Here is a 23,773-nt window from a genome sequence, read left to right on the forward strand (position 1 = left end):
CTCAAGAAACGCGAATGCCCTTACTCCGCTGCTTCCACCAGCCATGCTTGCATAGCCGGAGACTCCGCCCGATTCAAACGTAGGGCGATTTCGGTATTGATCTCATCCGGCGGCATGACCTCGACAAGGACGCATACAGCCTCTCGCGGTTGATTCAAGGCAAACACGCCTTCATCATCGAGCATTGCATCGCCAGCTCCATGGCCTTCAGCCTCGAATCAAATTCACGATTCCATTCGTCAGCTTCAAGCTCCGCAATAGAAGGACGCCTCATAAACAATTGTTTAACATCATCGAAGTCCTCATCCCTGAAACAACAATAGGGTGAATCGGCATAGGACCATTTGATGAGTTCCGCAATCGTTGACCCCGGCATGTCACTTTCTTCTCCTTGCCTGGCCGCTTCCCTCTCCAAGGCCTCCCATGACCAGGCGGAGATGCTTGGCGCATGTCCCTCTCCAGTAGTAAATAGCGTGCAGTAATAGTAACGTTCGCCATTTTCAAAAAGAGTGCGAAAGGACGTCCTAGCCACATCGGCAATCTCTGCCGCCAGCGCCTCTATTCCTTGCATGGGTTTCATGACATTCGCCCCTTAGCCCTATAAAATATATATCTTATTTCCATTATAAAAATTGTTTGTCCTAAATCTACCTTCTTTCTACCTGAATCCTGGAAATATGGGCGATTAAGGTTCTAATTCAAGGTGCATCTTGGCTTCCGCCTCATCCCATGGCACCGAGTAACCCGCCCCCTTGGCGCAAAAGATGGAGGAGGATGTATACAGTGGGTCTGCCCCTTTGCGGTAGCCCATCCGCTCTATGACTTCCTCCGTATTATGGCAGCGATCGTAGCCGCTGAACACGCAGCGGATACTGCCTCGTCCATGCGTAAAGGATGCAAATTCAGCACTGTAGTTCATGAAAGTCGACACGGGCACCCTGCCCGTGACCACCGCTTGCGTTCCGGTTGTCTGCGGCGGATTAAAAATACCTGAAGCACGCTGAATATCGGACAGTACCCTGCCCATTTCATCAATAGCGACCTTGATTTTGAAATCGTAATAGGGCTCCAGCAGCACGTTGTCCGCCTTCTCCAGTCCCTGCCGTAGTGCTCGAAAGGCAGCTTCACGAAAATCGCCGCCATGGGTATGTTCTTTATGCGCGCGGCCCCTCAGTAGCGTAATATTCACGTCGGTGACCGGCATGCCGGTCAGCAGTCCGTGATGCTCCCGTTCATAGAGATGATACCGAATCAGATTCTGATAACTGACATTCAGATCATCGGCATGACATCTGCTATCGAACATGATGCCGTTGCCTCTTGCTCCCGGTTCAATCAGCAAATGCACTTCCGCATAATGCCTGAGCGGTTCGAAGTGGCCGTACCCTTTCACAGCCGATTGAATCGTTTCCTTATACAAGATTTCCGGTTGTCCAAAAGAGATAGCAAAGCCAAACCGCTCTCTAACAAGCTGCTCCAGCACTTCCAGTTGAATCAATCCCATGACGCGGATAGAAATCTCCTGCAATTTCTCATCCCAAACGACGTTCAGTGACGGCTCCTCCGCCTCCAGCGTGCGAAAAGCACCGAGCACCTTCTGTACATGTATCGAATTGTCGAATAATACCTTCGATTGTAACGTCGGTTCCGACTCGTAAGCTAACTTGTCCGATATCGACCCCAGGCCTTGTCCAGACCCGGCGGCGGACAAGCCGGCAACCGCAAACAAATCGCCAGCCTCCACTTGTTCTACCGGCTGCGATTTAAGGCCGTTAAACAAGAAGAGCCGCGTAACTTTTTCGTCATATTGAACCCCGCCGCTCTCGTAACTAAGCTGTTCTCTCACCTTCAGCCGACCACCCAACGCCTTAATGAACGTGAGTCTCGCTCCGCCTGCATCATGCCGAATTTTATAAACCCGCCCCTGGAACGAAGCATTCCCGTCATAAGTGGTTGTCGTCAGCAGATGCAGCTGATCCAGAAATTCAATCACACCTGTATCCTGAAGCGCAGAGCCGTAAGCACAGGGGAAGAGAAGACCCGCCGCTATCATCCTCTGCAAAGCCTCCAGCCAGAAGCCGCAATCCTCTCTCCCCTCCAGGAATGCTTCCAGCAAGGCTTCGTCCCGCTCCGCCATGGCCTCCCGCAGCGGCTCGCCGACTATGCCGTCAGCGAAGCTCTGTGTAATGCAGCATACTTCCCCCGTCAACTGCTGACGGATATCCGCCTCGGTTCTGTCTGCGTCCGCGCCGATCCGATCCGTCTTGTTGATAAAGAAGAACGTCGGAATCCGATGCTTGCGCAGCAGCTGCCAGACCGTCTCAGTATGGCCCTGAACACCTTCAACTGCGCTTACAATCAGGATGGCATAATCAATGACCTGAATCGCCCGCTCCATCTCCGGGGAGAAATCGACGTGTCCGGGCGTGTCTATTAAGAAATAGCTGTCTCCTTTATATTCTATTACCGCCTGATCTGCGAACACCGTAATACCCCTTGCCCGCTCGATGTCGTGGCTGTCCAGAAACGCATCCTGATGATCCACCCGCCCCCGCGACCGGATACTGTGCGTATGGTACAGCAGCTGTTCCGCAAAAGTTGTCTTACCTGCATCCACATGGGCGAACAGGCCAATCGTTAGTCGCTTCATAGAATCCCACTTTCAACGCTTCTTGTTAATACTACTCATTTTATTAAAGCATAGAAATCGGGAGAGTGGGTAGGAGTTGGTTTTGAGAGAGGGTCTTTTGTCATAGATAGAAGATAAAGGCAACGAGTTACATTTATGTTGAGTGATTTCTCCAGATTAAAATATAATTAATATACTATTGCTTGAACGGAACCTTGAAACTGATTTACCGCTGAAGAAGACTTCCCTTCAAATCTACTTTCAATCTGCATTAGTAATGTAAAAGAAAGACGGCAGTCAACGAAAAAGTCGAAGACTGCCGCTTTTTATAGTCCTGATAAATTTCGCAATTTCAAGTTTCCCCCTACTTATGGTACGGTTCCCCCCGATTAATCTTCACCGCCCGATAAATCTGTTCCACCAGCACCAATCGCATCAGCTGATGCGGCAAAGTCATCCTTCCGAAGCTCAGCTTCTGCTGGGCGCGACGGAGGACTTCGTCAGAAAGACCGTGGCTACCGCCAATGACGAAGACAACATGGCTTGTGCCGTAGGTGCCGAGCTTGTCCAATTCCTCTGCGAGTTCTTCCGAGCTCCACAGTTTGCCGTCGATGGCGAGTACAATGACGTGTGCTTCGCTTTTCACATGAGCAAGGATGCGCTCGCCCTCTCGTTCCTTGACCTGTCGAACCTCCGCTTCGCTCAGTGTGTCAGGAGCCTTTTCATCGGCTACTTCGATCATTTGAAACTTGATGTATGGCCCAAGCCGTTTAGCGTATTCCTGAATGCCCATGACCAAATACTTCTCTTTTAACTTGCCAACACCTATAAGCTGAATAAACAAATTCCATACCCCTATCTATGTCGAATGATAATGTAAAATCGTATTTGCGATCCTTAACTTAAAAATATACCTTTAACATAGTTATTTTAGCACCTGAAACGTCTCTTACCTATCTATTTCCTCTCCACTACGAGCCTATTCCCTGTTCAGGTTATAGCGGATCATTCATTTATGCTCTTTACAATGGAATGCCTATCCGTTTCATATTCATCAAGACTCTTCATTAGCATCTGTCGATATTCGCTGATTTGTTCCGCTGTCGCTGACTCACGCAGTGATTCAAACAATGCTGTACATTTCTTAAATTGACCATCATTACCCGACTGATCGGCTAGTTGCATCGCCCGCACAGTAAGTCCCACTGCATCCTGTAATCTGCCACACTTCCGATAGTACAAAGCCAAGTGATAGCAGTAGCTATAATAGTAAGATATATTCTCTGCGTCTTCATAACTCTCAAATTCATCAATCTGCTCTGCAAACGTATGTAAAATATCTCCTACATCCAAATGATACATAAGCGCTGCCTGTAATATGGTATTCAGCCCCGGTAATATTTCCTCTAGATTATCCTGCAAAAAGGCTACGTACTCCTCGACAAGCTCTATATTTCCAGACAAAATATCTACTGCATATAAATTAGTTTTGGCTATAAACCTGAATTCCTCGACAACCTGAATGTCTTCTTCCTCTAAATCCTCCATCCACCCCAGCTCAGCATACTTATAGATGCACTCCCTTGCCTGCTCATATGCACCCTGGTTCTGGTGAGCCATTCCACACATCAGGTGACTGAGCCCAAAATAATATACCAACGGACGTTCTAAATTGACATGCCGAATGGGTAATTTCATTGCTTTATGATACTGCCGTTCTTCGTAAATGCGTTGCACACGGCTGTATAAAATGCCAGATGTAGTCTCGACCTGAGCCCAGTTTCCGAAGGAATAAGCCATTTTTAACAATTGTACGATCACATCTGGTTTGAGTGATTTTAGAATGTCCTCCTGCAAAAATATTACCTCCTCTAGTATCCTCATTATCGATTTAGAGTTGCTAACCACTCGTGAGGAGTGACTAAACAGATTAATTATACTACTTAAAATGCGTAATATAAACCATTTTTACTATATATTTTGACCTGACTTTTACACTTCATCTTCCATAAGCTTGTTATGAGGTGGTTATATGACAGAATTACGCAAGCAAATGGGTACAAGAATCCGGGCTATTCGAAATGCAAAGGGACTTACACAGCAAAAACTGGCTGACATCGCAAGCTTGGACTATAGATATATTGGTGCATTAGAAAGAGGCGAAAGAAACTTTTCGATTGATACCTTGGAGAAAGTGTTAACTGCCTTAAACGTGTCTATCAGTGAGTTAATGTTTTCCAAAGAACATATGACTAAAGACGAAACGATTCGGCAAGAGGCGTTAGATGAATTTGTTGCGTTGACCAGCAGATTGAATGAAGAACAAATCGGCATTCTCAGACGAGTTAGTAAAGAAGTTTCACGCGCGTTCGAGTAAGCCATTCCACCCTAAAAAAGCCTTGAATAAAACCAAAAAAGAGCACCGCACAGGTGCCCTCCGTAAATCTTCACAAACATACTCAAGCGTACAACATAAAAAAGCTCACTTCATGTCCCAGTTGCTTCAGATAATTATAAATCTGCGAACGATGATGGAACACATGGGTCACAGTCTCAATCTGCCATTGAACCTGCAAATGTCCATGCTCCATATAGAAAGCTTTCGTCGAACGATTCAGATAATCTTCCTCGCTAAGCGAAAGAATGTAAGCCTTATAGGCTTCAAAATTCTGCCTGAAAGTCGCTGCCAAGCGCTCGGGATCTTCCACCCCGGATAGGCTGGTTTCAATGCTTCCCACTTCACCCTCAGACTTCTCCTGCATAATCGCAAGATCCGAAGCAGGAATAAGCACAAAGTGATGTACTAACTCCAGTAGTGAGCGGAATTTGTCCTGTGGGCGAAAGTTCCAATCCTCTGGACGTATTTTACGGATCAAGGCTTCCCCCGTCCGTACTCCCGTCTCCAGCTCATTCAGCAAATGATCTCGAACTTGCAGCGTTCCACCCATATTCACATCTCTCCTTTGCCATTCTTCTTTATATTTTGAGTATAGTCGATGCCTCTAGGCGTGTATTGTAAAAATCGGACAACTTCCGTAAATCCTTAGCGGCAGTAAGCGGAGAATCTCCATAAAACCTGCGAAAATCACGGATTAAATGCGCTTGGTCGAAAAAGCTGTGCTTCAATGCCAGCTCCGTCCAATCCAGACCCCCGCCGCTTTGGATACTATGCAGAACACTCTGGAAGCGGACGACTTCACTGAACTTTTTGGGGCTGATTCCGATCCATTGTCCGAACTTGCGGTTAAGCTGTCTTTCACTGATCGCCTCGCACTCCGCAAGCTCCTTAACCCCCACACTCCCAGCGCTCACAAAGATGCGATGCAGCAAGTTTTTCATCAGGTCACAACCGTTCGTGCGTTGGCGCAGCAGAAGCTGGTTAAGATACTCATCCATTATGCGCACCCGTTCATTAAAGTCTCGTGCCTCAAAAACACGTTCACTCATGATCCCAATGCTCTCAGGCCATATATCTTCCAAGCGATAATTACCGCCTGTAAACAAATGAGTCGGCATGCCGTGAAAATAATGTGCCCCACCGGGAAAAAATCGCACCGCAAAAATGCGTGTCTCGGACCCTGCTTGTCTGGCAGACACAAACGGTTGCGTAAATGTCCCACAGTACGAGAGTTCCTGACGCTTACTCACCGGATCGTATTCTAATAGAATATCCGTACAGCCGTCAGGTAATACCCGCTCCATGGTTTCTTCCTGCGGCAGGCTTAACGAAGCGGTGTCTTCGCACGAAGCTGCTAGATTCCCCTCTACCACCCTATTAGCCGGACCGGACTCCCAATAACAGGCCACGTAAGCTTTCAGCACAGCAGACGGCTTTTGTTCGATATAATACGTGGAAAGATCACTTCCATTGACTTGAAGCGGACGAAATAGTGAATGCAGCAAAGGGTCCATCCATCGTTCACTCCTGTCTCAGTACGTGGTGGGAATAAATATAGCTCTATGTATGGGGTATTTTGCAATAAATCCTGGTATACAAAAAGGACGTTTCTGCCCGAAACGCCCGTGCTTGTTTTTTAGACGACCAAAAACTCTGCTTTGTTCTCACATTCCTTGCACTTCACTGGAGGGTCCCAATCCGAAAATTTCGTTTCCTTAAGATCGACGACATCCGGTGCATCCTCGTATTCATCGACGAACATATCAATTGCCAGTTCCACATGCTCTTTACATACCACGTACATTCCAGTTGCATCCCTTTCCGTTTGAAGCTCTTCCTGTTGTAGGTGTGTCAAAACTGCCTACTTTTGTTCTACCACACTTGACGCGGAAAGGAAAGGGCTTGCTTTTTACCCCAAACGTCTGGTTGTAAAAATAAGAAAATTAGTGACATTCAGGTCCTCGTGAAAATGGGGATATTTTTCCAACATTTCGGCAGAAGGCTTGGGTTCGATCATCCCTTCCAACAGCAAACCCGCCTCAATAATGGTCTGTACATAGCTGCTCAGCGTACGGTGAAAGTACAAAAACTTTTCTTCCTGATCATAAGGGATCGCTTGCTCCAATGGGCCTTCGTTGAAATATTGATCCACTTTCCAATACAGCTTTTTTCCAGTCTCATCCTTCACCCAACCACTCTGCGGCGTCTGAAAGCACGGATGCAGAATAGAAAAAATAAAGCGGCCCCCTGGAACTAATAATCGCTGCATTTCGGCAATCGCCTGCTCATAATGGGCCAAGTCCTGTATGACCATATTGGACACGATCAGATCAAAGCTCTGGTCCCCGAACATCTGCAGCTTTTCCAGATTACCATGGTGATATGTAATTCCCAACGCTGACGGCGTCCGCTCTTTGGCTAGCCTCAGCATCTCTGTCGAGTAATCGACAGCCTCTACCAACGCACCCGCCCTGGCCATTTTACGGCTTAGATAGCCTTCGCCACAGCCGGCATCCAGCACTTTTTTGCCCCCGAGAGGTCCCATACAGGCTTGTAATGCCGGGTTTAGCAGTACTTCGCGAGATCGATCTCCTTCCTCCGTGTACTTGGCAGTAAAGTTTCCTGCATGCATATCCCAGCGTCGAATGGCCTCTTCCGTGTCCCACTTATTCATATTCATCTCCTTCTTTCTTTTGTATTTACAAATCCGATGCTATACTACAATCCACGTAGGGCCATAGATTCTACACTCATTTCTGTATTTTTTCAATAATAACGCTTACAAAATTAAAATATCTAATTAACACATGATTTTTACATGAATTATACAGGTATTCCATATTCAAATAGTATGGTAGTGTTTTATTGGAAAGCGCTTTCAAAAATAACTTTGTAAAGGGGCCTGTTATGTTAAAACGAAGACCCGTTTCATTGCTGTCGTTGACGCTTGCCATCACCTTATTGTTATCTACGTTCGCATCCGTTGCCGCTGCTGCCGAATCTGACGGACAAGCACCACAAGCTGCGGCTGCGAGCAGCATGCAATCGTATGTGGAAGCCATGCAGCCTGGATGGAATTTAGGAAATTCTCTGGATGCTGTCGGGGCGGATGAAACAGCCTGGGGCAATCCGCGCATTACCCAGGCGTTGATCCAGCAAATTGCTGCCCAAGGGTACAAAAGCATCCGCATCCCGGTCACCTGGGATAAGCACATTGGAGCAGCACCAAACTATACCGTTGAGTCTGCCTACATGAACCGTGTGGAAGAGGTTGTTCGCTGGGCACTGGATGCTAATCTGTACGTCATGATCAATGTCCATCATGATTCATGGACGTGGGTAAGCAGTATGGAGCCCAAACATGATGAGGTGCTGGCTCGCTATAACGCATTATGGACACAAATTGCCCCACGCTTTAAAGACCAGCCTAACAAGCTGATGTTCGAAAGTATTAACGAACCCCGTTTCTCCGAAGGAGGGACTACGGATGAAGTGAAAATGAATCAGATGCTCCAAGAACTGAATGTATCCTTCCACAAAATTGTCCGCGCCTCTGGCGGTAAGAATGCCACTCGTCCCCTTGTTCTGCCTGGCTTGGACACCTCACCTGCTCAGGCCAAAATCAACGAGCTGTACAACACGATAACCAAGCTGAATGATCCCAATCTGATTGCCACCGTCCACTATTATGGTTATTGGCCTTTCAGTGTAAATATTGCGGGCCATACTACTTTTGATAAAGATACTAAAAACGATATCATCCAAACTTTTGATAACGTCTATAACACCTTTGTAGCCAAAGGTATTCCGGTTATTGTAGGTGAATTCGGTCTACTCGGCTTCGATAAAAATACAGGCGTTATTGAACAGGGCGAAAAGCTGAAATTCTTCGAGTATTTAACCTATTACATGAAAGAGAAGAAAATAACAGGCATACTCTGGGATAACGGCCAGCATTTTAACCGCACAACGTACAAATGGTCTGATCCTGAGCTCTTTAATGTTATTAAAGCCAGTCTAAAAGGGCGTTCCTCCAATGCGGCCAGTGACCTCATTCACTTGAAGAAGGGCACTCCTGCTCAGGATGCCAAGGTCACCTTAAACCTGAATGGCAATCAGCTGAAAACACTCAGTGTCAACAACAGGCAACTGACACAGGGCACCGACTATACGCTGAGCGGAGATACATTAACCTTAAAAGCCAGCTTGCTCACCAGCCTGACCACTTCCGGTAAATATGGGGAGAATGCCGTCATTACCGCTAAATTTAACAAGGGGGCAGACTGGAACTTCAAAGTAGTCGTGTATGATACCCCAAAATTAAGCGCTGTCGAAGGGACTACACAAGCCTTTACCATTCCAACAGACTTCCACGGTAGCCAGCTCGCCACGATGGAAGCCGTTTATACCAATGGTGGCAATGCCGGTCCACAGGATTGGACGCCTTATAAAGAGTTTGGCAATACCTTTGCCCCTGCCTATGATGCCAATGGCATCAAGCTACTACCTGAATTTTTTAATAGTGTAAAAGATGGTGAAGTCACGCTGAAGTTCCATTTTTGGAGCGGCGATGTGGTGACATACAAGATCACCAAGAGCGGAACCCGTGTAACGGGAACGACATCCTAATCAAAGGCTCAGCAGAAGATCGAAAAAGGCGTTCCCGGAAATGAGCCGATGAACGCCTTTTTTTATAGTTAAGCCTATAAGTTACCTTAGCCTTCCGGCTTATCTGTTAATTTTAACATCACCGTTTCTTCCTTGCCTGCCCGGTAAAAAGTAACTTTCAGCTCATCGCCAATCTTCTTGTTATCGTACAAGTAGCGACGTAAATCAAGGGTAGAGTTAATCGGTTCGCTATCAAACGCTGTAATGACATCGTTCAGCTTCAAGCCACCCTCCTTGGCAGGACCATGGGCCTCCAGAACGACTGCCCCATTTTTCACGCTGTCCGGCAACTTGAGCTCCTTGCGCTGAGTTTCATCCAGCGGTGCATATTCATTATTGAGGTCCACCGTGTATACCCCCAGATAAGGGCGGGTGATCTTGCCGTCCTCAACCAGTTCATTCACCGTCTTCATTACCTCATTGGCAGGAATGGCGAAGCCAAGTCCCTCAACACCAGTATCAGCGATTTTCATCGTATTGATGCCAATCACACGTCCGTCCAGATCGACCAGCGCGCCGCCACTGTTTCCCTCATTAATCGCCGCATCGGTCTGGATGACATGTTGCTCCCAGTCATATACGCCATCCTGATTAATGGAAATCGGAATGATGCGATTCGTATAGCTCACAATACCGGAGGTAAGCGTGTCTCCCAGGCCAAGCGGATTGCCAATAGCAATGACCGTCTCACCCAGACGAAGTTTACTGGAGTCGCCGATATCCGCTACCGTGCTAATGCCTTTATCGTCCACTGCGAGTACAGCGATATCACTAATGCGATCCTTTCCGATCAGCTTTGCCTCTTTTCTGACGCCGTCTACCGTTACAATATCCAGATCATCTGATCCTTCGACCACATGGTTATTCGTCATAATGAAGGCTTTGCCCGAACTCACTCGGAAAATGACACCCGATCCAAGCGCGGATTGTTCCGTGCTTTTACCATCTTCCTCTTTCAGATTCACGATGCTGACGACGGCTGGGCGGACCTTGGCTGCCGCCTGCACAATCCGATCATACGGATCACCCGCTGCTTGCCGCAAGGGATAGTGACTGGCTCCGGTTACCGCTGTAGTGGAGGGCAGACCTGTAATAAAGCTGAACAACAGCACAGCAACCACTGCACTGACTGCACCGCTAATGACAGCAGCTTGCACCGGACTTACTCCACGCTTCCTGTGTGGCCAACGTCCCCGTCCTCCACGGCGCGCCTTAAATGCCATTTTTTTAGCCGCACGTGTGGATATCTTTGTTGAATAAAAATCGTCCTCAAACAAGCCCATGCTAATCCTCTCCCCTTCGTTGTCATGCACCGACACTCACTAAAAAATTAGGGCTATTCGGGCTTGCGCCAACCTATGCTACAGAGAACCTGCTCCGTTGAACATCTCAAATGGATTGAATATCCCTTATCATCGGAATCCAGCAACCAATCGTTCCGGCCTACTTATTAATCACCACAAATGGTGCCTTCCTAAGCAACCGAATCTCATAAATTAGCATACACGCCGAATCTGACCCCGAATAGAGGAAAAAAGAGGAATGATTTCCAAACCAATGGACTACAATAGTAACAAGTCTTCTATTCTATTACAAAATGATCGTCTCATAGAGACGTTCTGGCCTGTTCCCGTCCGCTTAAAGCCGCCTATACTTTCGATGAGAGCCTTCCTTCAGAAAGCTTTCCGTTGTTAGCTTTATTGTATCACAGCACCCAACAAAACCACAGGCAGAACCAAGCTCATTGCACGCCATTTCTAAAATATTTTTACAGGAGGAATATATGATGAATTCACATCGTTCGGCTATGGATGAAGTTCGCATGGCTGCCAAGCTTGCGGATTTGAAAGACGAGCATTACCGCAATACACTGGCGCTAAGTACATTGATTGAACTACTGGTGGACAAAGGCGTAGTGACCCGTGAAGAGGTAGAACGCAAAGCCGCCGAGCTGGACAGCTTTATGGCTCACTTACCTTATCCCAAGGTGTAGGACGATCATAGTACGTATCGCACAATCGAAATTCACTGTCCTTGTAAAAACAGCCGCGGTCTTCCATCGCCCCACGTACAGTCAGCTTCGCAAGTTCCATCATATTGTGGTCGCGGCTCAAATGTGCCAAATACGTTCGCTTCGTACGTCCTGTCAATAGCTCGCTAAGAATCGCGCCCGCCATCTCATTGGATAAATGACCGATATCACTGAGAATACGGCGCTTGATGTTCCACGGATAACGACCCATACGCAGCATTTCCACATCATGATTAGACTCCAGCACCAATACATCCGCGTCTGATATGGCCTGTTTCACTTTGTCGCTGACATAGCCGAGATCGGTCGCTACACTGAGTTTCTCTGCCCCATCATAAAAGCTATACCCTACAGGCTCAGCCGCATCATGGGATATGCCAAAAGACTCCACGCGTAATGACTCAAATTCCCGCGTTGCGCCTGTCTCCAATATTCTGCGGTTATCGTCTGCGATTTGCCCAACAGCATTGCTGATGGCAAACCATGTCTTCTCGTTAGCATATATAGGTAAATTATATTTACGCGCCATGGCGCCTAGTCCTTTAACATGATCAGAATGCTCATGCGTGACCAAAATACCATCCAACTCTTCTCCGCTCAGATCGCGTTCTTTCAGCAATTCGTCAATACGCTTCGCGCTGAGACCTGCGTCGATGAGCAATGTCGTGTCTTCGTTCCGCACAACGGTAGCGTTGCCGGTCGAACCGCTCGACAGCACGGTAAATGAAATCCCCATATCTGTTCAAGACCCTTCTGTATGTTCTGTCTTTGGACTAATGACATCTCCGTTCATCTGCACATAATACACACCTTTCCCGTTGTCCATCATAAACCGCCACACGGGGGCAGCCACCTGGCTATCGGAGTTAAAGGTCTGTCCGTAATAACCGAGCCGGATATCCTTCACAATCGTATCACGCGGCAAATAACCGTCAATCAGCCTTGCCAGTGCTTTGGACGCGGGCAGCATTTTCTTTGCCTCATCCGAAGGCTGGAGATCGACCTTAATTTTGCGATACCCTGTAATCTTTTGATTGCTGTAAAACAGAGCCAACTTCACATTAAATAGCGGCCATTTGCCCTGAACCAGCGGATGAAGTACAAAAGCATCTGCTTGTCCGGATGCCAATTCCTCCTGAACATCCAGCGGATCGTACTGAAAGTTATCGATATCCTTGATTTGTGGCTCCAATGCCTCAACTAGCGCGTCATGGGTGAATACCAGTTTGCTGTCCACCGGCTTCACCAGCTGCACACGATCATCCTTTTCTCCACTATGAACATATGTGTAAGAAAGTTTAGGCAGTTGCGGGGTATCCCCGGGAATCGGAGCCAACACCTGAATGCTTTTCTCTTCCATTAAACGCTGCGTATTTTCATCCAATGAAGTAAAATCCAGATTCGGCCCTGCCGTTTCCTGCGCATCATGCCACAATTGGTAACCCAATACCACATTGAGCAGCAAAAATGTACAGATCAATACGTTCTTGGCGCGGCTCCAATCCATTCCCGTTCCCCCTTCCTGTCACCTCTTTGTCTCCCGGTCTGGCTTCGTTTGTGTTGTGTTGGATGCTGTTGTTACAGGAACAGCATGAATTTCTGCAACAGAACCGTCACTGAGCGTAACGCGCCATTCAGGAGCAAGCTTCAGTCCATCATTGGTCAGCTCCGGTTGATATACGGGAGTCAGATCTCGAATCGTTTTCCCTTTGCTTACAGTCTCCAGTTGCTTCTTCAAGGGCTCGCCACCCGGCAGCATAACCTTCTTCGAGGATTGCTCTCCTCCCTTGAGATACAGTAGCGAACGTTCATAGACAGAAGCCGTTTCTTGCTGGATTTGCAGCGAAATTGTACCAAAGCGGAACGATGGTGTGTCCAGCACCGGATAAGCACCATAATACTGCTGAAACAACACAGTCGTTCGATTTTCATCGCTGCTTCTTAATTTCATTTGGTACGAAGCATCCCAACCGCCATGCTGATTCACAAAATCAACTGCGGCCAGCACATCCCTAATTGGACTGCTTCCACTTGCCCCTGGCGCACTGGGATCGGTATAGCTCATCCATCGTTGCTCCTGCTTGATTTGCAGACTACGCTTGCTGTCCGTGTAAATTTGTGAGCCGTCCTTCTCCTGAATATTGCGCGTAATCCCCGGATCGAAGAACAAGTTCCGCTGCATTTGCTCCGTCGTAAACAACCCGGCATACACCACAGGCTGCACAGTTTCCAAGTCATTCACGGGAATGTAGTACTGATTATCCACCAGCTCGTACAACGGGGCATTTTCACCGAAATTCACATGCTGCCGAATGTCCTCTACCGTCATGTCGAACTGGTTCGCCTCATACACCACATCGCCTCTAGCACTGAAAAAGAGCGCGTGTGGCTTGGCATTTTTTTCGTCTATATAGATCCAAATGCGGTTAATCGTCTCTCCCTGAAACACCGAGTCCGGCGTCAGACGTATGACCCGCTCCAGTAATGAAACCGGGACCCCGCCTGAAAAAGATAATTCGATGCCTTCATTTTCGCTGCGAATCCGCCCCCAGTCTGCCGATTGGATACTTCGACGTTGGAAGTTGTTAAAGCTCCGGCTTTCCAGCCGTGTATAAATTAAATCGTAAAAAGTAACACCCGGATAAAAAACGGTATGCTTCTTCTCACCTTGGTGAATGAGCATTTTATCAGGAAACACAAGGTTCTCAATCTTTTTCTCCTGCCCCATGCTTTCGGTTTTGACATAGTTCGTTTCTGAAGTGAGTACAGAATCACTGCCTGGAAGGCGGTAAATCAAAAAATAAGTCTGTACCAGGCTGGAAGCAACCAGCAAAATAAGCGTCCAGGACTTCAAACGTTCCTTCACTGTGCTTCCCTCCCTTCACTCGACATGGGTAGCGTAAAGGTCGTACAGGTCCCCTGACCGTATTCCGATTCCAGAAAAATCTGGCCCCCATGCGCCTTTACAATTTCCCGGGCAATCGACAGTCCCAGTCCCGTGCCACCCATATTGCGCGATCTCGCCTTATCTACACGATAAAACCGTTCAAAAATCCGGTCCAGATCTTTTTTGGGAATACCAATTCCGGTGTCTTGTACCGAAATGGACAGCATTCCCTCACTGTTGCGGCGAGCTTCAATCCGAATACTCCCGCCATCTGGCGTATATTTCAACGCATTGGACATCAGGTTGTCCAGCACCTGCTCAATTTGGTCCCGGTCGATCACGACTTTACCGATTCCCTGCTCTACGAACATCCCTGAGCGAATGTGCTTTTGCTTCATTTGAAAAGAAAACCGATCTGCGACTTCGTCCAGCATCTCCATCACATCCGCAGGCTGCATCCGCAAAGGCGCCTCATTGGAATCAAGCCGTGACAGATGCAGCAAATCCGTAACCAACCGGATCATACGCTCTGTCTCGTTGCGGATCACGCCTACAAAGCGCTCCGCGAGCTGCGGTTCAGCCATCGCGCCGTCATCCAGCGCCTCAGCATAGCTGCGGATGGTCGTCAACGGAGTGCGCAGCTCATGTGATACATTCGCTACGAATTCCCGGCGTGTCGTCTCCATCTCCTCCTGCTCCGTCACGTCCTGGAGCACGGCAATCGTTCCCGTAATGCCAAATTCCCGCCGATGAATCGGCGTGAATGTCACACGGATGACGATGGGTTCATCCTGACCGGCTGGCTCCAGCTGCAAGAGCGTGGAGGCCGAAGATCCGCTATACAGGGCCTCGGTTTCCTCCGGGTCGATCCCCAGTAGTACCGCGATATGCCTGCCGGTCATTTCGTTCTCGTTTACGCCCAGCATGGCGCTGGCCCGACGGTTGACCAGAATGACCCGGCCGTTGTCATCAGTAGCGACCACACCGTCGCTCATATTGGTCAAGATGGAGGAGAGCTTCTCCTTCTCCTCTTCATTTTGAGACAGTGCCTCACGCAGACGGCCTGTCATATAGTTAAAGGCCACGCTGAGCCTGCCGATCTCATCATCCCCAAATACAGGCATCTGCTGATCGAATTTGCCTTCGGCAACCTCTGTTGCATGACGTGTCATCACCTTAATCGGATGCGTAATCGTGTGGGCCAATACCACGCCCAGCACAGCCGTTAGCGCCAGCGCAATGAGCATACCTGAGAGAAACACATTGTTAATGCGTTTCATCGTATCGTAGAGCTCGGTCATCGAAGCGGCGATGTACACCGCGCCGACAATCTTGCCTTGGCTGATAACAGGCTTGGCGACGACCTTCTTGCGGACATTATCCTCGTCCACCATGTATTCCTCGTTATCACGGATACCTTGGAGTGCGCGGCTGACCACTGTCTGCGTATTTTTGCGTCCGACATAATCGGCGTGTGAGCCTTGGGAAGTAATCAACACTTTGCCGCTGGCATCCAGCACCTGAATTTCCGCACCGCTGAAATCGAACAAATTATTCACGCGTGCACGCAGGCTTTCCACGCTGTCTTCTTCCATTTTGCCGTCACTGCCACTCAGATCCTGCTCCGCCAGCACGGACAGCATCTCCGCCCGTGCTTGCAAATCCTGCGTAAAATTACTCGTGAGAGAGTTCTTCATCGAGCTGACAAAATAGACCCCAATCAGCTGCATAGCCACCAAGATAAGCAGCACATAGATAATAATCAGCTTTGCATGAATGGTACGAAAGAAAGACAGCCATCTCATGCCCGCAGGCCACCTTTGCCCCCGCTCACGATATATCCAAGACCACGGCGCGTCAGAATGGTCTCCGGCTTGCTCGGGTTCTCCTCAATCTTCTCACGCAACCTCCGAATGGTCACATCCACTGTCCGTACATCTCCGTAGTATTCGAAGCCCCATACCGCCTGAAGCAAATGCTCCCGCGTCATGACTTTTCCGGCATTCTTCGCCATATAGTGCAATAGCTCATATTCGCGGTGCGTCAGATCAAGCGGTGTTCCGTTTTTGTAAGCTGTATACATATCTGTATCAAAAAAGAGGTCGCCCACGCGCAGCCCCTGCTTATCCTCCTGCGGTCGGCTTTCCGACGTGCCTGTCCCGCCACGTTGCTGTCTGCGCATCTGTGCCTTCACTCGTGCCAGCAACTCCCGTGTGCTGAACGGCTTCGTTACATAATCGTCCGCGCCCAGTTCCAGCCCCAGCACTTTGTCGATTTCGCCGTCCTTGGCGGTCAACATAATAATCGGCGTCTGGAGCTGATGCCCACGCACCTCGCGGCATACGTCCATGCCATCCATGCCCGGCAGCATCAGGTCCAGCAGGATCAGGTCAGGTTGCTGCTTGACCGCGATATCCACTGCGCTGATTCCATCGAAGGCGCAAATCACCTGGTAGCCCTCTTTTTCCAAATTAAATTTCAAAATATCAGCGATTGGCTGTTCATCATCCACTACCAGAATCGTTCCCTGCATATAGCGTTCACCTCTCTTCATGGATCATAATCTATAATTAACTTTCGTTTGTCAGTACCTATAAGATGTTTATTCTATTCTATCATACCCGTGCACCATTCCATTACTTCTCCAGACCCTTTTATTTACGCAGAAAAAAACCATGCCTGCACCTACTGTTAAGCATGCAGAAAAACATGGCCTTTCCCCTTGATCCTCATAAATCATGTAACTCTCGATATAAACATCCAACCTATCTTAAATACGTCATTGGATTGCGTGGCGTATTATCTTTACGAATTTCAAAATGCAGATGCGTTCCAGTCGAGCGTCCCGTGTTCCCCATGACCCCGATCGATTCGCCCTGCTGAACCACCTGTCCTACATGAACGCCAATGCTGCTCAAATGCCCGTACACGGTTTGGTAGCCGTTGCCATGATCGATCATAATGACATTACCGTATCCATTCTGCTGACCTGCAAATGTTACCACGCCTTCATCCGATGCGCGAATGTCAGCACTACCGACCAAATCGACACCCTCATGCATACGTCCCCAGCGTGCGCCAAAGCTACTTGACATCGATGCGCCGGACACCGGCCAAGCGAACTGTCCTGAGCCTTCTCCCACGACCTTCGTTCCTCTAAGAACCACCTCAGTAACAGACGGCTGCAGCACCTTTTGACCGAGCCATTCCTCTTGCACGACCTCACCGTTCTCCTTGGTCAAACGATAGTCCATCTCTTTAAGACCTGCTTGTCCCGGTCTGACCACTTTGGTAACTCCTGCCTTCAGTTCATCGCTCTGGCGAATCTCAACCTCAGGCTCGATGGCAATCTGTTCGACGACCTTCTCTACTGTTCGCACCGTAACCGGAGCCTTCGGAGCAGTAAGCTTCAATTCGTCTCCAATTTGCAAATACAGCTCACGCGAGCCGGGATTGTTCTGCTTAATCTCCCAAGCGGTCATATTAAATTTAGTTGCAATCGACGACAAAGAATCGCCTTCTTGCACTGTATACGTGATAGGAGCCTCACGCCCCTCAGTCAACACTTTGACTGCTTCAGCCTCGGTCAGCACCTTGTTCGGGTCTGCTTTCACAGGCTCATACGCGATTTTCTCACGGATACTGGCAGACTCCAGCCATGCCTTAGGGGTTTTAGTACTAGCACTCGCATGACTACTGCCCACAGATGTTTTGCGAACCAGCCCCTTGATGCCTGTAGATGTACCCTCACCCACAGGTGTGTACTTCTTCTGTACTTGCTTTAAAGCCGCCTGTGCAGTCGCTTTGTCCTTTACAATGCCAACCGTCTGACCGTTGACCTTCACTTCTACCCCTTTGGCATACGCTGTCAACATACCATCCAGCTTCTTCAGCGTAGCTGCGCTGTCGATATCCGCTTTATATGCCTTCTCAATGTCTGTCGTTACCGCGCTCGTATTGAGCACCATATCGACGCCGGGATACTTATCCTTATACTGTTTGCTCTTCGTTGCGTATAGCTGTTTAAGTTGTTGCTCATTCAAGATATTTCCGACCTCGACGCCTTTTACATACACTTTATAATAAGGAACTGTGTTAGCCCCGACATACTGATTACTCGCAAAAATAAGACTGCCTGCAATCACCACACCGCCTGCCGTCCAGCTCAACCATTTTCTCCGACCGCTCCACCACTTTGCTATTTTCCCCGCTTCCACAGCAGGCTTGTCTGCAACGTTTGAATCTGCATTCCTGCTGTCTGGTGAATCCTGCTCCTTCAAAACCTTCATGACTCTCTCCTTTTCAGCATATCTTATCTCTATATAAATGCGTTCATTATTGGTCTTTCACACTATGAATCTAGCCTGTATTCACAAGTATCTATGATATTAGTCGCTATCTACCATTGCATAGTTGCGTAAAAGGTTTCAAAAATTTAACCTTTTCACAACACTGTTTACTTTAACATAGCCTTTACAAAGAATTCAACTACACCCCAATTACTTCCTGACACGCAAAAAAATCCGCGCATGGCGCGGATTCTACAGTCCTATTTGGAGCATAAGCATTGCCCCTGAATTCATCGTTATTTATTCAGGATTTTGCAAAATACTCATTTAAGCAAATCCATCAGCTTGTTATATTCCTCTTTGGTCAAATACTTCGCAAGCACCTGCTGAATATCCTGAAGCTCCTGCTCGGTGAGACCGCCTTCCATCGCAGCTGATATCTTCTGCATCTCCTCCGGCGGCAGCTTATTCATCAGAATCGCAAAAATCTCCTGCTTCTGTGCCGCTGGTAAATTGTTCTTCTTCTCCGTCAAATGGTCGGGCGTAATAACCAAATCATGGCCTTCAATACTTGTTTCAGGTGTAGCTGTTGTACCTTCTGCCTGCTTCCGAGACTCATTGCCTGATGTTCCCGCCGACGTGGCACCCTCCTGAGATGCCTTGCCATTGGCTGCGCCATCAGCCTCACTTCCGCTTTCTTCTAAGCCCTGTCCCATGACAGGCAACGCATCATCAGGCGGTGTTACACTTCCCGAGCCACTTCCTGTCGTCTTGTTCTTCCCCGTGTCTGTGCTTTGGTCAGTACCCGCGCTGCCTTTTAGCCAACCCAATCCCCATATGGGCTGATGATCAAGCTGAATGTTAAACTGCCGCAGCAGCGATTGAACATAAGCATTAACGACTACACCTGTCACTGCCAGCGTTAGTGCGCTAACCAACACGACCGTCATTCCTTTTTTGAGCAGCCATCCAAACCACCTCATATCCCGTTACCTCCTTATACGCATCCTGCCATGTGTGTATCATCATGAAGTGCATATAGATCAGTATTGACGAGATATGACGATTTTTAACCCATGGAATATGTAAAACTAGCACAATTCAATAGGAGATGCCTCATTCTGATTGAATCAGCGCGTACGACGCACCCAGAAACGGAAAATGTCACTGCGGACATAATCCAGAGAATACAGCACCTGCCTGTTCATTTCATCATAGTGAAGCTGCTTCAATAGTAATACCGTAGCCTGCGGATGCTTCAGCAGACGTGTCATATGTGCGTCGTCATAGTTGGGAACGGTAAGCTCGGAATACGCTCCGACGATTCGCACCCCCGCCTTGAACTCAAGACTCTGAAAAAGCGAGCCTGAAAAAGAGTCACCTTCCAGAATGGGACCGGCTAATTTCTCTGGCATCCAGTTGATAGAGTGGGCTACAGCCTCTCCGTTGGCAGTGCGTGTACGCTCTAGAGCAATCATGGGCTCATTCTCGGAAAATCTCATCTGTTCGGCAATATCAGGAGGACAAACCGAAATCCTCTGAATGGATTCCAGCTGCTCGTCTTCCCGTAGCCCTGCCGAACGAATCATGTCCCCGATGCTGTACAGGCGGTCCAGCGAGCTTGGAATACTCGGCAGCGGGCAAGTCGCAAACGTGCCACTCCCGTGTTTTACTAGTAGCTTACCTTCCGATTCCAGTTGGCGAATAGCTCCCCGTAGCGTCGTACGCGAGACACGAAACGATTGGGAAAGTGCAGTTTCCGACGGAAGACGATCCCCCGGACCCATTTGATTAACCTTCATATATTCTTCTATACGCTGCTTTATGTTCTCTTGTTTTGTTGACACCGTCCGAAGCCCAGCCTTTCTATTGTGTTAATCCATATAAATCGGATTCGTAAAAGCAATCATCATCACGCAGTCTTCCATGCAGCCATAAAGCTCGGCTCGTATCCAGCCCTTTCCTAGCGGATCTTGCAATGACAGCGTATATTCTCCAGTTTGAGCAGGGATCTGAATCTCGGAGCATATTCCAAGACTACTTGTCAGCAGAAGACGAAGATTCTGAGGCTTGAGGTTGTAATGGGCTGCTCTTGCTTCCACATCCAATTGGACCGTCACCGATAGTGAATCCTCTACAGTCAGCTCTATACATTCGCCGATGTGATAACGATGTTCTCTGCCCTTAATCTGTGCCCACATCGTCAGTAACGGTCCCATCGTAACTGACACTGAACCTTGGCGAATCGCCTCAACTGACCGGCCTGCTAAACCTTCTCGCTCTTCTGCTTCATCATGAACCCCCAGATACGTAACAGCCGGAAGCGCATCATCCGGTTTAGATACATGCCAGTCCCGACCGCTTACCGCAGTGATGCGATACCCCTGGTTCAACAAATCGGTCCACATGGCAAACGCCCGCTGGCTATCCCGCTTAATAGATGGCATAAGCGTTGACCAGACTTCTATATAATCCACCTCATGCCAATCCTGAATCGTGTATTCCCAAAAGCACCCCGTACAGATCGGACTTCCGATCCTGAACGGATGGGCAATCCCTGCAATGCCTCCCTGCTCATGCACCTGCCGAATCCCCTCATGGATGTCATCTGGTCCCAGCACACGCCAATCGATAAAGCGGTCAACCCCAAGCGTCAGCATATGCCCGTAAAAGGTCGTCCACTCCATCCCTGAAATGATCGGGAGACCAAACTGCCGCTGAACCCGTTCCTGATCCGCAAGTGCCGATTGCGTGTTGTGATCCGTCATAGCGATGCACTCAAGTCCCAGATCCACTGCGCTTTGAACAAGCTCCTCCAGCGTTTGCTTTCCGTCGCTGTGAAGCGTATGGGTGTGAAGCTCAGCCGGAATCCATTTAAGCATATGCTGCTTCCTCCCCCAATACATGAATTTGGTAGGCAATCGTCTCGGTCACAACGGCATGCAGACTGACCGTAATCCGCCACATGCCCGCCGGATTATCTCCTGCGAGGAATCCCGGCGAAGCCGCAGACGAACCGAGCCAATGCTCCTGCTGCATCTCGGGACGATGCGCATTTCCACGGTGACGGAGAGGATCATCGACAGACAGCGTTAATAAATTTTGCAGCGGTATATACTTCTTCCATAGGTTGGATGAATGCCCCGGCTCGTCGTATCCGTATTTGCTCATGCTTTCCTCAATGATTCCTCGTGCTTGCTCTTGATCCTCCAATAACTTGGGCGTGTAAGAGAAGTGAATACGAATCGTTTCAGTCATCTGTGGAATATGGAAGGAGTACGTAATATGGCTCTGGGTGCTGGTTCTGTCGACCGTTCCTTCCACATACAGTAGTCTGCTCATGACTCCCCATCCTGGCTAGACAGTTCATCCACAACATGCTTTACCATATCATTCACAGGATGTTCTTCATCACCTGACATGTCTTTGTCTGCCGCCCATAAAACACCCACGGGTTGAAGCCGCATCAGCTTAATCACCCGGTCTGTACGAATACCCGGAAACTGCGGGAGATTATCCTCGTTTAACGTAAAGGCACACAGTCCAGCCACTTCCATGCTGTCCGCACCGCCTTCCAGCAATACGGCTCTGATTTCAGCTATATCCTCAAGCACAGCCTCTCCAGATAGCTTGACCGTGGTAGAAAAATGTGACTCTGCCCCCTCATAAGCGGCTCTAAAATCTCCGAGTCTCAGATCATGATGGCACGATGAATACCACTGCTCCGAGCCGTGAAGGCGAAGCTGAACATCGACACAGGCATCTTCCTCGCGCCGATTGAAGCCAGGTCTGGACGCTGGAGCCGATTCTCTGCCTGAATCCCGCAAGGGACGTTTGGAAGTCTGGATAAACACATAGCTACGCTGGTGTGCAAGTGTAATGGAAGACGCTTGTGATGGCATTTCCAGCTCCTGCTGACGTTCCATCTCCCACCCAGTGACCTGATAGGCAAAAGGAAAACGGCTCATGACAGCCTCACGCGGCTCTTCCTCTGGTTTCCAATGGAAAGCAGGCGGCAGCATAAAACGATAGTCCGATGAAATGTCATCCTTAAAGTTTCCGTTGGTTGTTGCGGATTGGAGAACAGGATGCCCGCCCAGATCATAATTCCCATTAAACGCAGTCGTAATATGATGTGCCCCCTGGAAAACAGCTTCCAGAACATTGTCCTCTGCATCTAGCTCTACGCGGTACATCCATTCGATATCGGTGGTTCTTCCCCATTTGCTCATAAGCAGCGGCGCGGGCGTTCCCTCATCTTCATGGCTGAACATCATCTGGTATTCGATGACCGTCTTCCCCTCGTTCACTTCTATGGAATAGAACAAAACAAGCGGTGTATCCGTAAAGCGATTCTCATAGGGATGTGACAGATTGCGGCCATATAAAAGCGGGGTATGGCGGTAAATCAGCGATCTTGGAGAGGAATCAGCCACGCAGCGCAGTTCAACCCCGTCAATCCATGCTCGAGATACAAGCGGAGCCGATTCCAGTTCGCGAAATTCAGCATAGACCTCGTAATCGCCTTCTTTTAGATATCCCAACAAACGGGTATATACTCCCTGATTGCTGCCATAGTACAAAATGACATCTTGATTATAGGCTTCATTCAGGTAGAGGCGTACGAAGGCAGATTCTCGATCTGTCGCAGCCCAGTCACTGTCTGATCTGGCGAACAGATCAAGCTCCGCGTATCCGTCTTCTGGCATGGAGAACCTAAACCGGAACCCGTTTCCCGGACTGAGCTCAACCTCCGCCTTGTGTAAGGCAATCCGATAACCGCAATCCAGCAGATCCTTTTCCCACACTCGCCCACTAAACCCGGTAATTTGCACCTCTGCTTGGCTGTTCATCCCTGTAACCTCCTTAG

The 23,773-nt window shown here is 48.7% G+C and carries 24 protein-coding genes; 3 read left to right on the forward strand and 21 right to left on the reverse strand.

The genetic code is table 11. The features are described from left to right. Positions 1 to 20 precede the first annotated feature (20 nt). The 5 genes from MHI21_RS25410 to MHI21_RS25430 form a co-directional block, all read right to left on the reverse strand. Positions 21 to 185 (reverse strand): DUF4303 domain-containing protein, encoded by a 165-nt coding sequence (locus MHI21_RS25410; protein ID WP_342419155.1) that lies wholly within the window; start codon positions 183 to 185, stop codon positions 21 to 23. Then, positions 155 to 580: a DUF4303 domain-containing protein gene (locus MHI21_RS25415; protein WP_342419156.1), complete on the reverse strand. Its 426-nt coding sequence runs from the start codon at positions 578 to 580 to the stop codon at positions 155 to 157. The genes MHI21_RS25410 and MHI21_RS25415 overlap by 31 nt, the downstream gene beginning before the upstream one ends. A 105-nt stretch (positions 581 to 685) precedes the next feature. Further along, positions 686 to 2,650 carry a translation factor GTPase family protein gene (locus tag MHI21_RS25420; RefSeq protein WP_342419157.1) on the reverse strand — a complete coding sequence of 655 codons (1,965 nt, stop codon included), beginning with the start codon at positions 2,648 to 2,650 and terminating at the stop codon, positions 686 to 688. A 343-nt stretch (positions 2,651 to 2,993) separates the two neighbouring features. Beyond that, the gene (gene rlmH / locus MHI21_RS25425) at positions 2,994 to 3,473 is read right to left on the reverse strand and encodes a 23S rRNA (pseudouridine(1915)-N(3))-methyltransferase RlmH (RefSeq protein WP_013312768.1); all 480 of its coding nucleotides are present in this window, start codon (positions 3,471 to 3,473) and stop codon (positions 2,994 to 2,996) included. Positions 3,474 to 3,634: 161 nt separating this feature from the next. Beyond that, the gene (locus MHI21_RS25430) at positions 3,635 to 4,486 is read right to left on the reverse strand and encodes a DNA-binding protein (RefSeq protein WP_342419158.1); all 852 of its coding nucleotides are present in this window, start codon (positions 4,484 to 4,486) and stop codon (positions 3,635 to 3,637) included. Between the two features lie 175 nt (positions 4,487 to 4,661). On the opposite strand from MHI21_RS25430, the gene MHI21_RS25435 reads away from it, so the two are divergent. Further along, positions 4,662 to 5,006 (forward strand): helix-turn-helix transcriptional regulator, encoded by a 345-nt coding sequence (locus MHI21_RS25435; RefSeq protein WP_342419159.1) that lies wholly within the window; start codon positions 4,662 to 4,664, stop codon positions 5,004 to 5,006. 82 nt (positions 5,007 to 5,088) lie between these two features. Here the strand turns inward: MHI21_RS25435 and MHI21_RS25440 are convergent, their stop codons facing one another. The 4 genes from MHI21_RS25440 to MHI21_RS25455 all read right to left on the reverse strand — a co-directional run bounded on the left by MHI21_RS25440 (position 5,089) and on the right by MHI21_RS25455 (position 7,701). Next, positions 5,089 to 5,577 carry a DinB family protein gene (locus MHI21_RS25440; protein ID WP_342419160.1) on the reverse strand — a complete coding sequence of 163 codons (489 nt, stop codon included), beginning with the start codon at positions 5,575 to 5,577 and terminating at the stop codon, positions 5,089 to 5,091. Between the two features lie 28 nt (positions 5,578 to 5,605). After that, entirely contained in the window at positions 5,606 to 6,541 is a 936-nt protein-coding gene (locus tag MHI21_RS25445; protein ID WP_342419161.1) for a helix-turn-helix domain-containing protein, read from the reverse strand. Positions 6,542 to 6,663: 122 nt separating this feature from the next. Then, on the reverse strand, positions 6,664 to 6,831 hold the full coding sequence (locus tag MHI21_RS25450) for a CxxH/CxxC protein (protein WP_007433184.1): 168 nt from the start codon (positions 6,829 to 6,831) through the stop codon (positions 6,664 to 6,666). A gap of 105 nt (positions 6,832 to 6,936) precedes the next feature. Then, the gene (locus MHI21_RS25455) at positions 6,937 to 7,701 is read right to left on the reverse strand and encodes a class I SAM-dependent methyltransferase (protein WP_342419162.1); all 765 of its coding nucleotides are present in this window, start codon (positions 7,699 to 7,701) and stop codon (positions 6,937 to 6,939) included. Between the two features lie 233 nt (positions 7,702 to 7,934). On the opposite strand from MHI21_RS25455, the gene MHI21_RS25460 reads away from it, so the two are divergent. Further along, complete coding sequence (locus tag MHI21_RS25460) at positions 7,935 to 9,656, forward strand: cellulase family glycosylhydrolase (RefSeq protein ID WP_342419163.1); 1,722 nt, start codon at positions 7,935 to 7,937, stop codon at positions 9,654 to 9,656. A gap of 86 nt (positions 9,657 to 9,742) precedes the next feature. On the opposite strand, the gene MHI21_RS25465 is transcribed toward MHI21_RS25460, so the two are convergent. Next, positions 9,743 to 10,978 carry a trypsin-like peptidase domain-containing protein gene (locus tag MHI21_RS25465; RefSeq protein ID WP_342419164.1) on the reverse strand — a complete coding sequence of 412 codons (1,236 nt, stop codon included), beginning with the start codon at positions 10,976 to 10,978 and terminating at the stop codon, positions 9,743 to 9,745. A 503-nt stretch (positions 10,979 to 11,481) separates the two neighbouring features. On the opposite strand from MHI21_RS25465, the gene MHI21_RS25470 reads away from it, so the two are divergent. Further along, positions 11,482 to 11,688, forward strand: coding sequence for a hypothetical protein (locus tag MHI21_RS25470; protein WP_025723164.1), 207 nt, complete (start codon positions 11,482 to 11,484; stop codon positions 11,686 to 11,688). Here the strand turns inward: MHI21_RS25470 and MHI21_RS25475 are convergent. From MHI21_RS25475 to MHI21_RS25525, 11 genes are all read right to left on the reverse strand, one after another. Then, on the reverse strand, positions 11,657 to 12,463 hold the full coding sequence (locus MHI21_RS25475; protein ID WP_023991120.1) for an MBL fold metallo-hydrolase: 807 nt from the start codon (positions 12,461 to 12,463) through the stop codon (positions 11,657 to 11,659). The genes MHI21_RS25470 and MHI21_RS25475 overlap by 32 nt on opposite strands. A gap of 6 nt (positions 12,464 to 12,469) precedes the next feature. Continuing rightward, the gene (yycI, locus tag MHI21_RS25480) at positions 12,470 to 13,234 is read right to left on the reverse strand and encodes a two-component system regulatory protein YycI (RefSeq protein ID WP_342419165.1); all 765 of its coding nucleotides are present in this window, start codon (positions 13,232 to 13,234) and stop codon (positions 12,470 to 12,472) included. 18 nt (positions 13,235 to 13,252) lie between these two features. After that, entirely contained in the window at positions 13,253 to 14,593 is a 1,341-nt protein-coding gene (yycH, locus tag MHI21_RS25485; protein WP_342419166.1) for a two-component system activity regulator YycH, read from the reverse strand. Further along, entirely contained in the window at positions 14,590 to 16,419 is a 1,830-nt protein-coding gene (gene walK / locus MHI21_RS25490; protein WP_160788382.1) for a cell wall metabolism sensor histidine kinase WalK, read from the reverse strand. Before walK ends, yycH begins: the two co-directional genes overlap by 4 nt. Continuing rightward, complete coding sequence (gene yycF / locus MHI21_RS25495; RefSeq protein ID WP_307350595.1) at positions 16,416 to 17,147, reverse strand: response regulator YycF; 732 nt, start codon at positions 17,145 to 17,147, stop codon at positions 16,416 to 16,418. The genes walK and yycF overlap by 4 nt, the downstream gene beginning before the upstream one ends. A gap of 232 nt (positions 17,148 to 17,379) precedes the next feature. Then, positions 17,380 to 18,903: a M23 family metallopeptidase gene (locus MHI21_RS25500; protein ID WP_342419167.1), complete on the reverse strand. Its 1,524-nt coding sequence runs from the start codon at positions 18,901 to 18,903 to the stop codon at positions 17,380 to 17,382. Positions 18,904 to 19,226: 323 nt separating this feature from the next. Beyond that, entirely contained in the window at positions 19,227 to 19,886 is a 660-nt protein-coding gene (locus MHI21_RS25505; RefSeq protein ID WP_342419168.1) for a hypothetical protein, read from the reverse strand. Between the two features lie 147 nt (positions 19,887 to 20,033). Continuing rightward, a complete protein-coding gene (locus MHI21_RS25510; RefSeq protein ID WP_165178314.1) occupies positions 20,034 to 20,750 on the reverse strand; it encodes a GntR family transcriptional regulator in 717 nt (238 codons plus the stop codon). Between the two features lie 27 nt (positions 20,751 to 20,777). Next, positions 20,778 to 21,785, reverse strand: a complete 1,008-nt coding sequence (locus MHI21_RS25515; RefSeq protein ID WP_342419169.1) for a CehA/McbA family metallohydrolase — start codon at positions 21,783 to 21,785, stop codon at positions 20,778 to 20,780. Then, entirely contained in the window at positions 21,778 to 22,245 is a 468-nt protein-coding gene (locus tag MHI21_RS25520) for a hypothetical protein (protein WP_342419170.1), read from the reverse strand. Before MHI21_RS25520 ends, MHI21_RS25515 begins: the two co-directional genes overlap by 8 nt. Then, the gene (locus MHI21_RS25525; protein ID WP_342419171.1) at positions 22,242 to 23,756 is read right to left on the reverse strand and encodes a hypothetical protein; all 1,515 of its coding nucleotides are present in this window, start codon (positions 23,754 to 23,756) and stop codon (positions 22,242 to 22,244) included. Before MHI21_RS25525 ends, MHI21_RS25520 begins: the two co-directional genes overlap by 4 nt. Between the last annotated feature and the right edge of the window lie 17 nt (positions 23,757 to 23,773).

The organism is Paenibacillus sp. FSL H8-0168 (genome assembly GCF_038592955.1).
In the GTDB taxonomy this organism is placed as follows: Bacteria; Bacillota; Bacilli; order Paenibacillales; family Paenibacillaceae; genus Paenibacillus; species Paenibacillus polymyxa_B.

Bases quoted from the DNA above. Each gene is read 5' to 3' on its own strand.
- MHI21_RS25410 (WP_342419155.1), bottom strand. From the start codon at position 185: ATGCTCGATGATGAAGGCGTGTTTGCCTTGAATCAACCGCGAGAGGCT.
- MHI21_RS25415 (WP_342419156.1), bottom strand. From the start codon at position 580: ATGAAACCCATGCAAGGAATAGAGGCGCTGGCGGCAGAGATTGCCGAT.
- MHI21_RS25420 (WP_342419157.1), bottom strand. From the start codon at position 2,650: ATGAAGCGACTAACGATTGGCCTGTTCGCCCATGTGGATGCAGGTAAG.
- MHI21_RS25435 (WP_342419159.1), top strand. From the start codon at position 4,662: ATGACAGAATTACGCAAGCAAATGGGTACAAGAATCCGGGCTATTCGA.
- MHI21_RS25440 (WP_342419160.1), bottom strand. From the start codon at position 5,577: ATGGGTGGAACGCTGCAAGTTCGAGATCATTTGCTGAATGAGCTGGAG.
- MHI21_RS25445 (WP_342419161.1), bottom strand. From the start codon at position 6,541: ATGGACCCTTTGCTGCATTCACTATTTCGTCCGCTTCAAGTCAATGGA.
- MHI21_RS25450 (WP_007433184.1), bottom strand. From the start codon at position 6,831: ATGTACGTGGTATGTAAAGAGCATGTGGAACTGGCAATTGATATGTTC.
- MHI21_RS25455 (WP_342419162.1), bottom strand. From the start codon at position 7,701: ATGAATAAGTGGGACACGGAAGAGGCCATTCGACGCTGGGATATGCAT.
- MHI21_RS25460 (WP_342419163.1), top strand. From the start codon at position 7,935: ATGTTAAAACGAAGACCCGTTTCATTGCTGTCGTTGACGCTTGCCATC.
- MHI21_RS25465 (WP_342419164.1), bottom strand. From the start codon at position 10,978: ATGGGCTTGTTTGAGGACGATTTTTATTCAACAAAGATATCCACACGT.
- MHI21_RS25470 (WP_025723164.1), top strand. From the start codon at position 11,482: ATGAATTCACATCGTTCGGCTATGGATGAAGTTCGCATGGCTGCCAAG.
- MHI21_RS25475 (WP_023991120.1), bottom strand. From the start codon at position 12,463: ATGGGGATTTCATTTACCGTGCTGTCGAGCGGTTCGACCGGCAACGCT.
- yycI (WP_342419165.1), bottom strand. From the start codon at position 13,234: ATGGATTGGAGCCGCGCCAAGAACGTATTGATCTGTACATTTTTGCTG.
- walK (WP_160788382.1), bottom strand. From the start codon at position 16,419: ATGAGATGGCTGTCTTTCTTTCGTACCATTCATGCAAAGCTGATTATT.
- yycF (WP_307350595.1), bottom strand. From the start codon at position 17,147: ATGCAGGGAACGATTCTGGTAGTGGATGATGAACAGCCAATCGCTGAT.
- MHI21_RS25500 (WP_342419167.1), bottom strand. From the start codon at position 18,903: ATGAAGGTTTTGAAGGAGCAGGATTCACCAGACAGCAGGAATGCAGAT.
- MHI21_RS25505 (WP_342419168.1), bottom strand. From the start codon at position 19,886: ATGAGGTGGTTTGGATGGCTGCTCAAAAAAGGAATGACGGTCGTGTTG.
- MHI21_RS25515 (WP_342419169.1), bottom strand. From the start codon at position 21,785: ATGCTTAAATGGATTCCGGCTGAGCTTCACACCCATACGCTTCACAGC.
- MHI21_RS25520 (WP_342419170.1), bottom strand. From the start codon at position 22,245: ATGAGCAGACTACTGTATGTGGAAGGAACGGTCGACAGAACCAGCACC.
- MHI21_RS25525 (WP_342419171.1), bottom strand. From the start codon at position 23,756: ATGAACAGCCAAGCAGAGGTGCAAATTACCGGGTTTAGTGGGCGAGTG.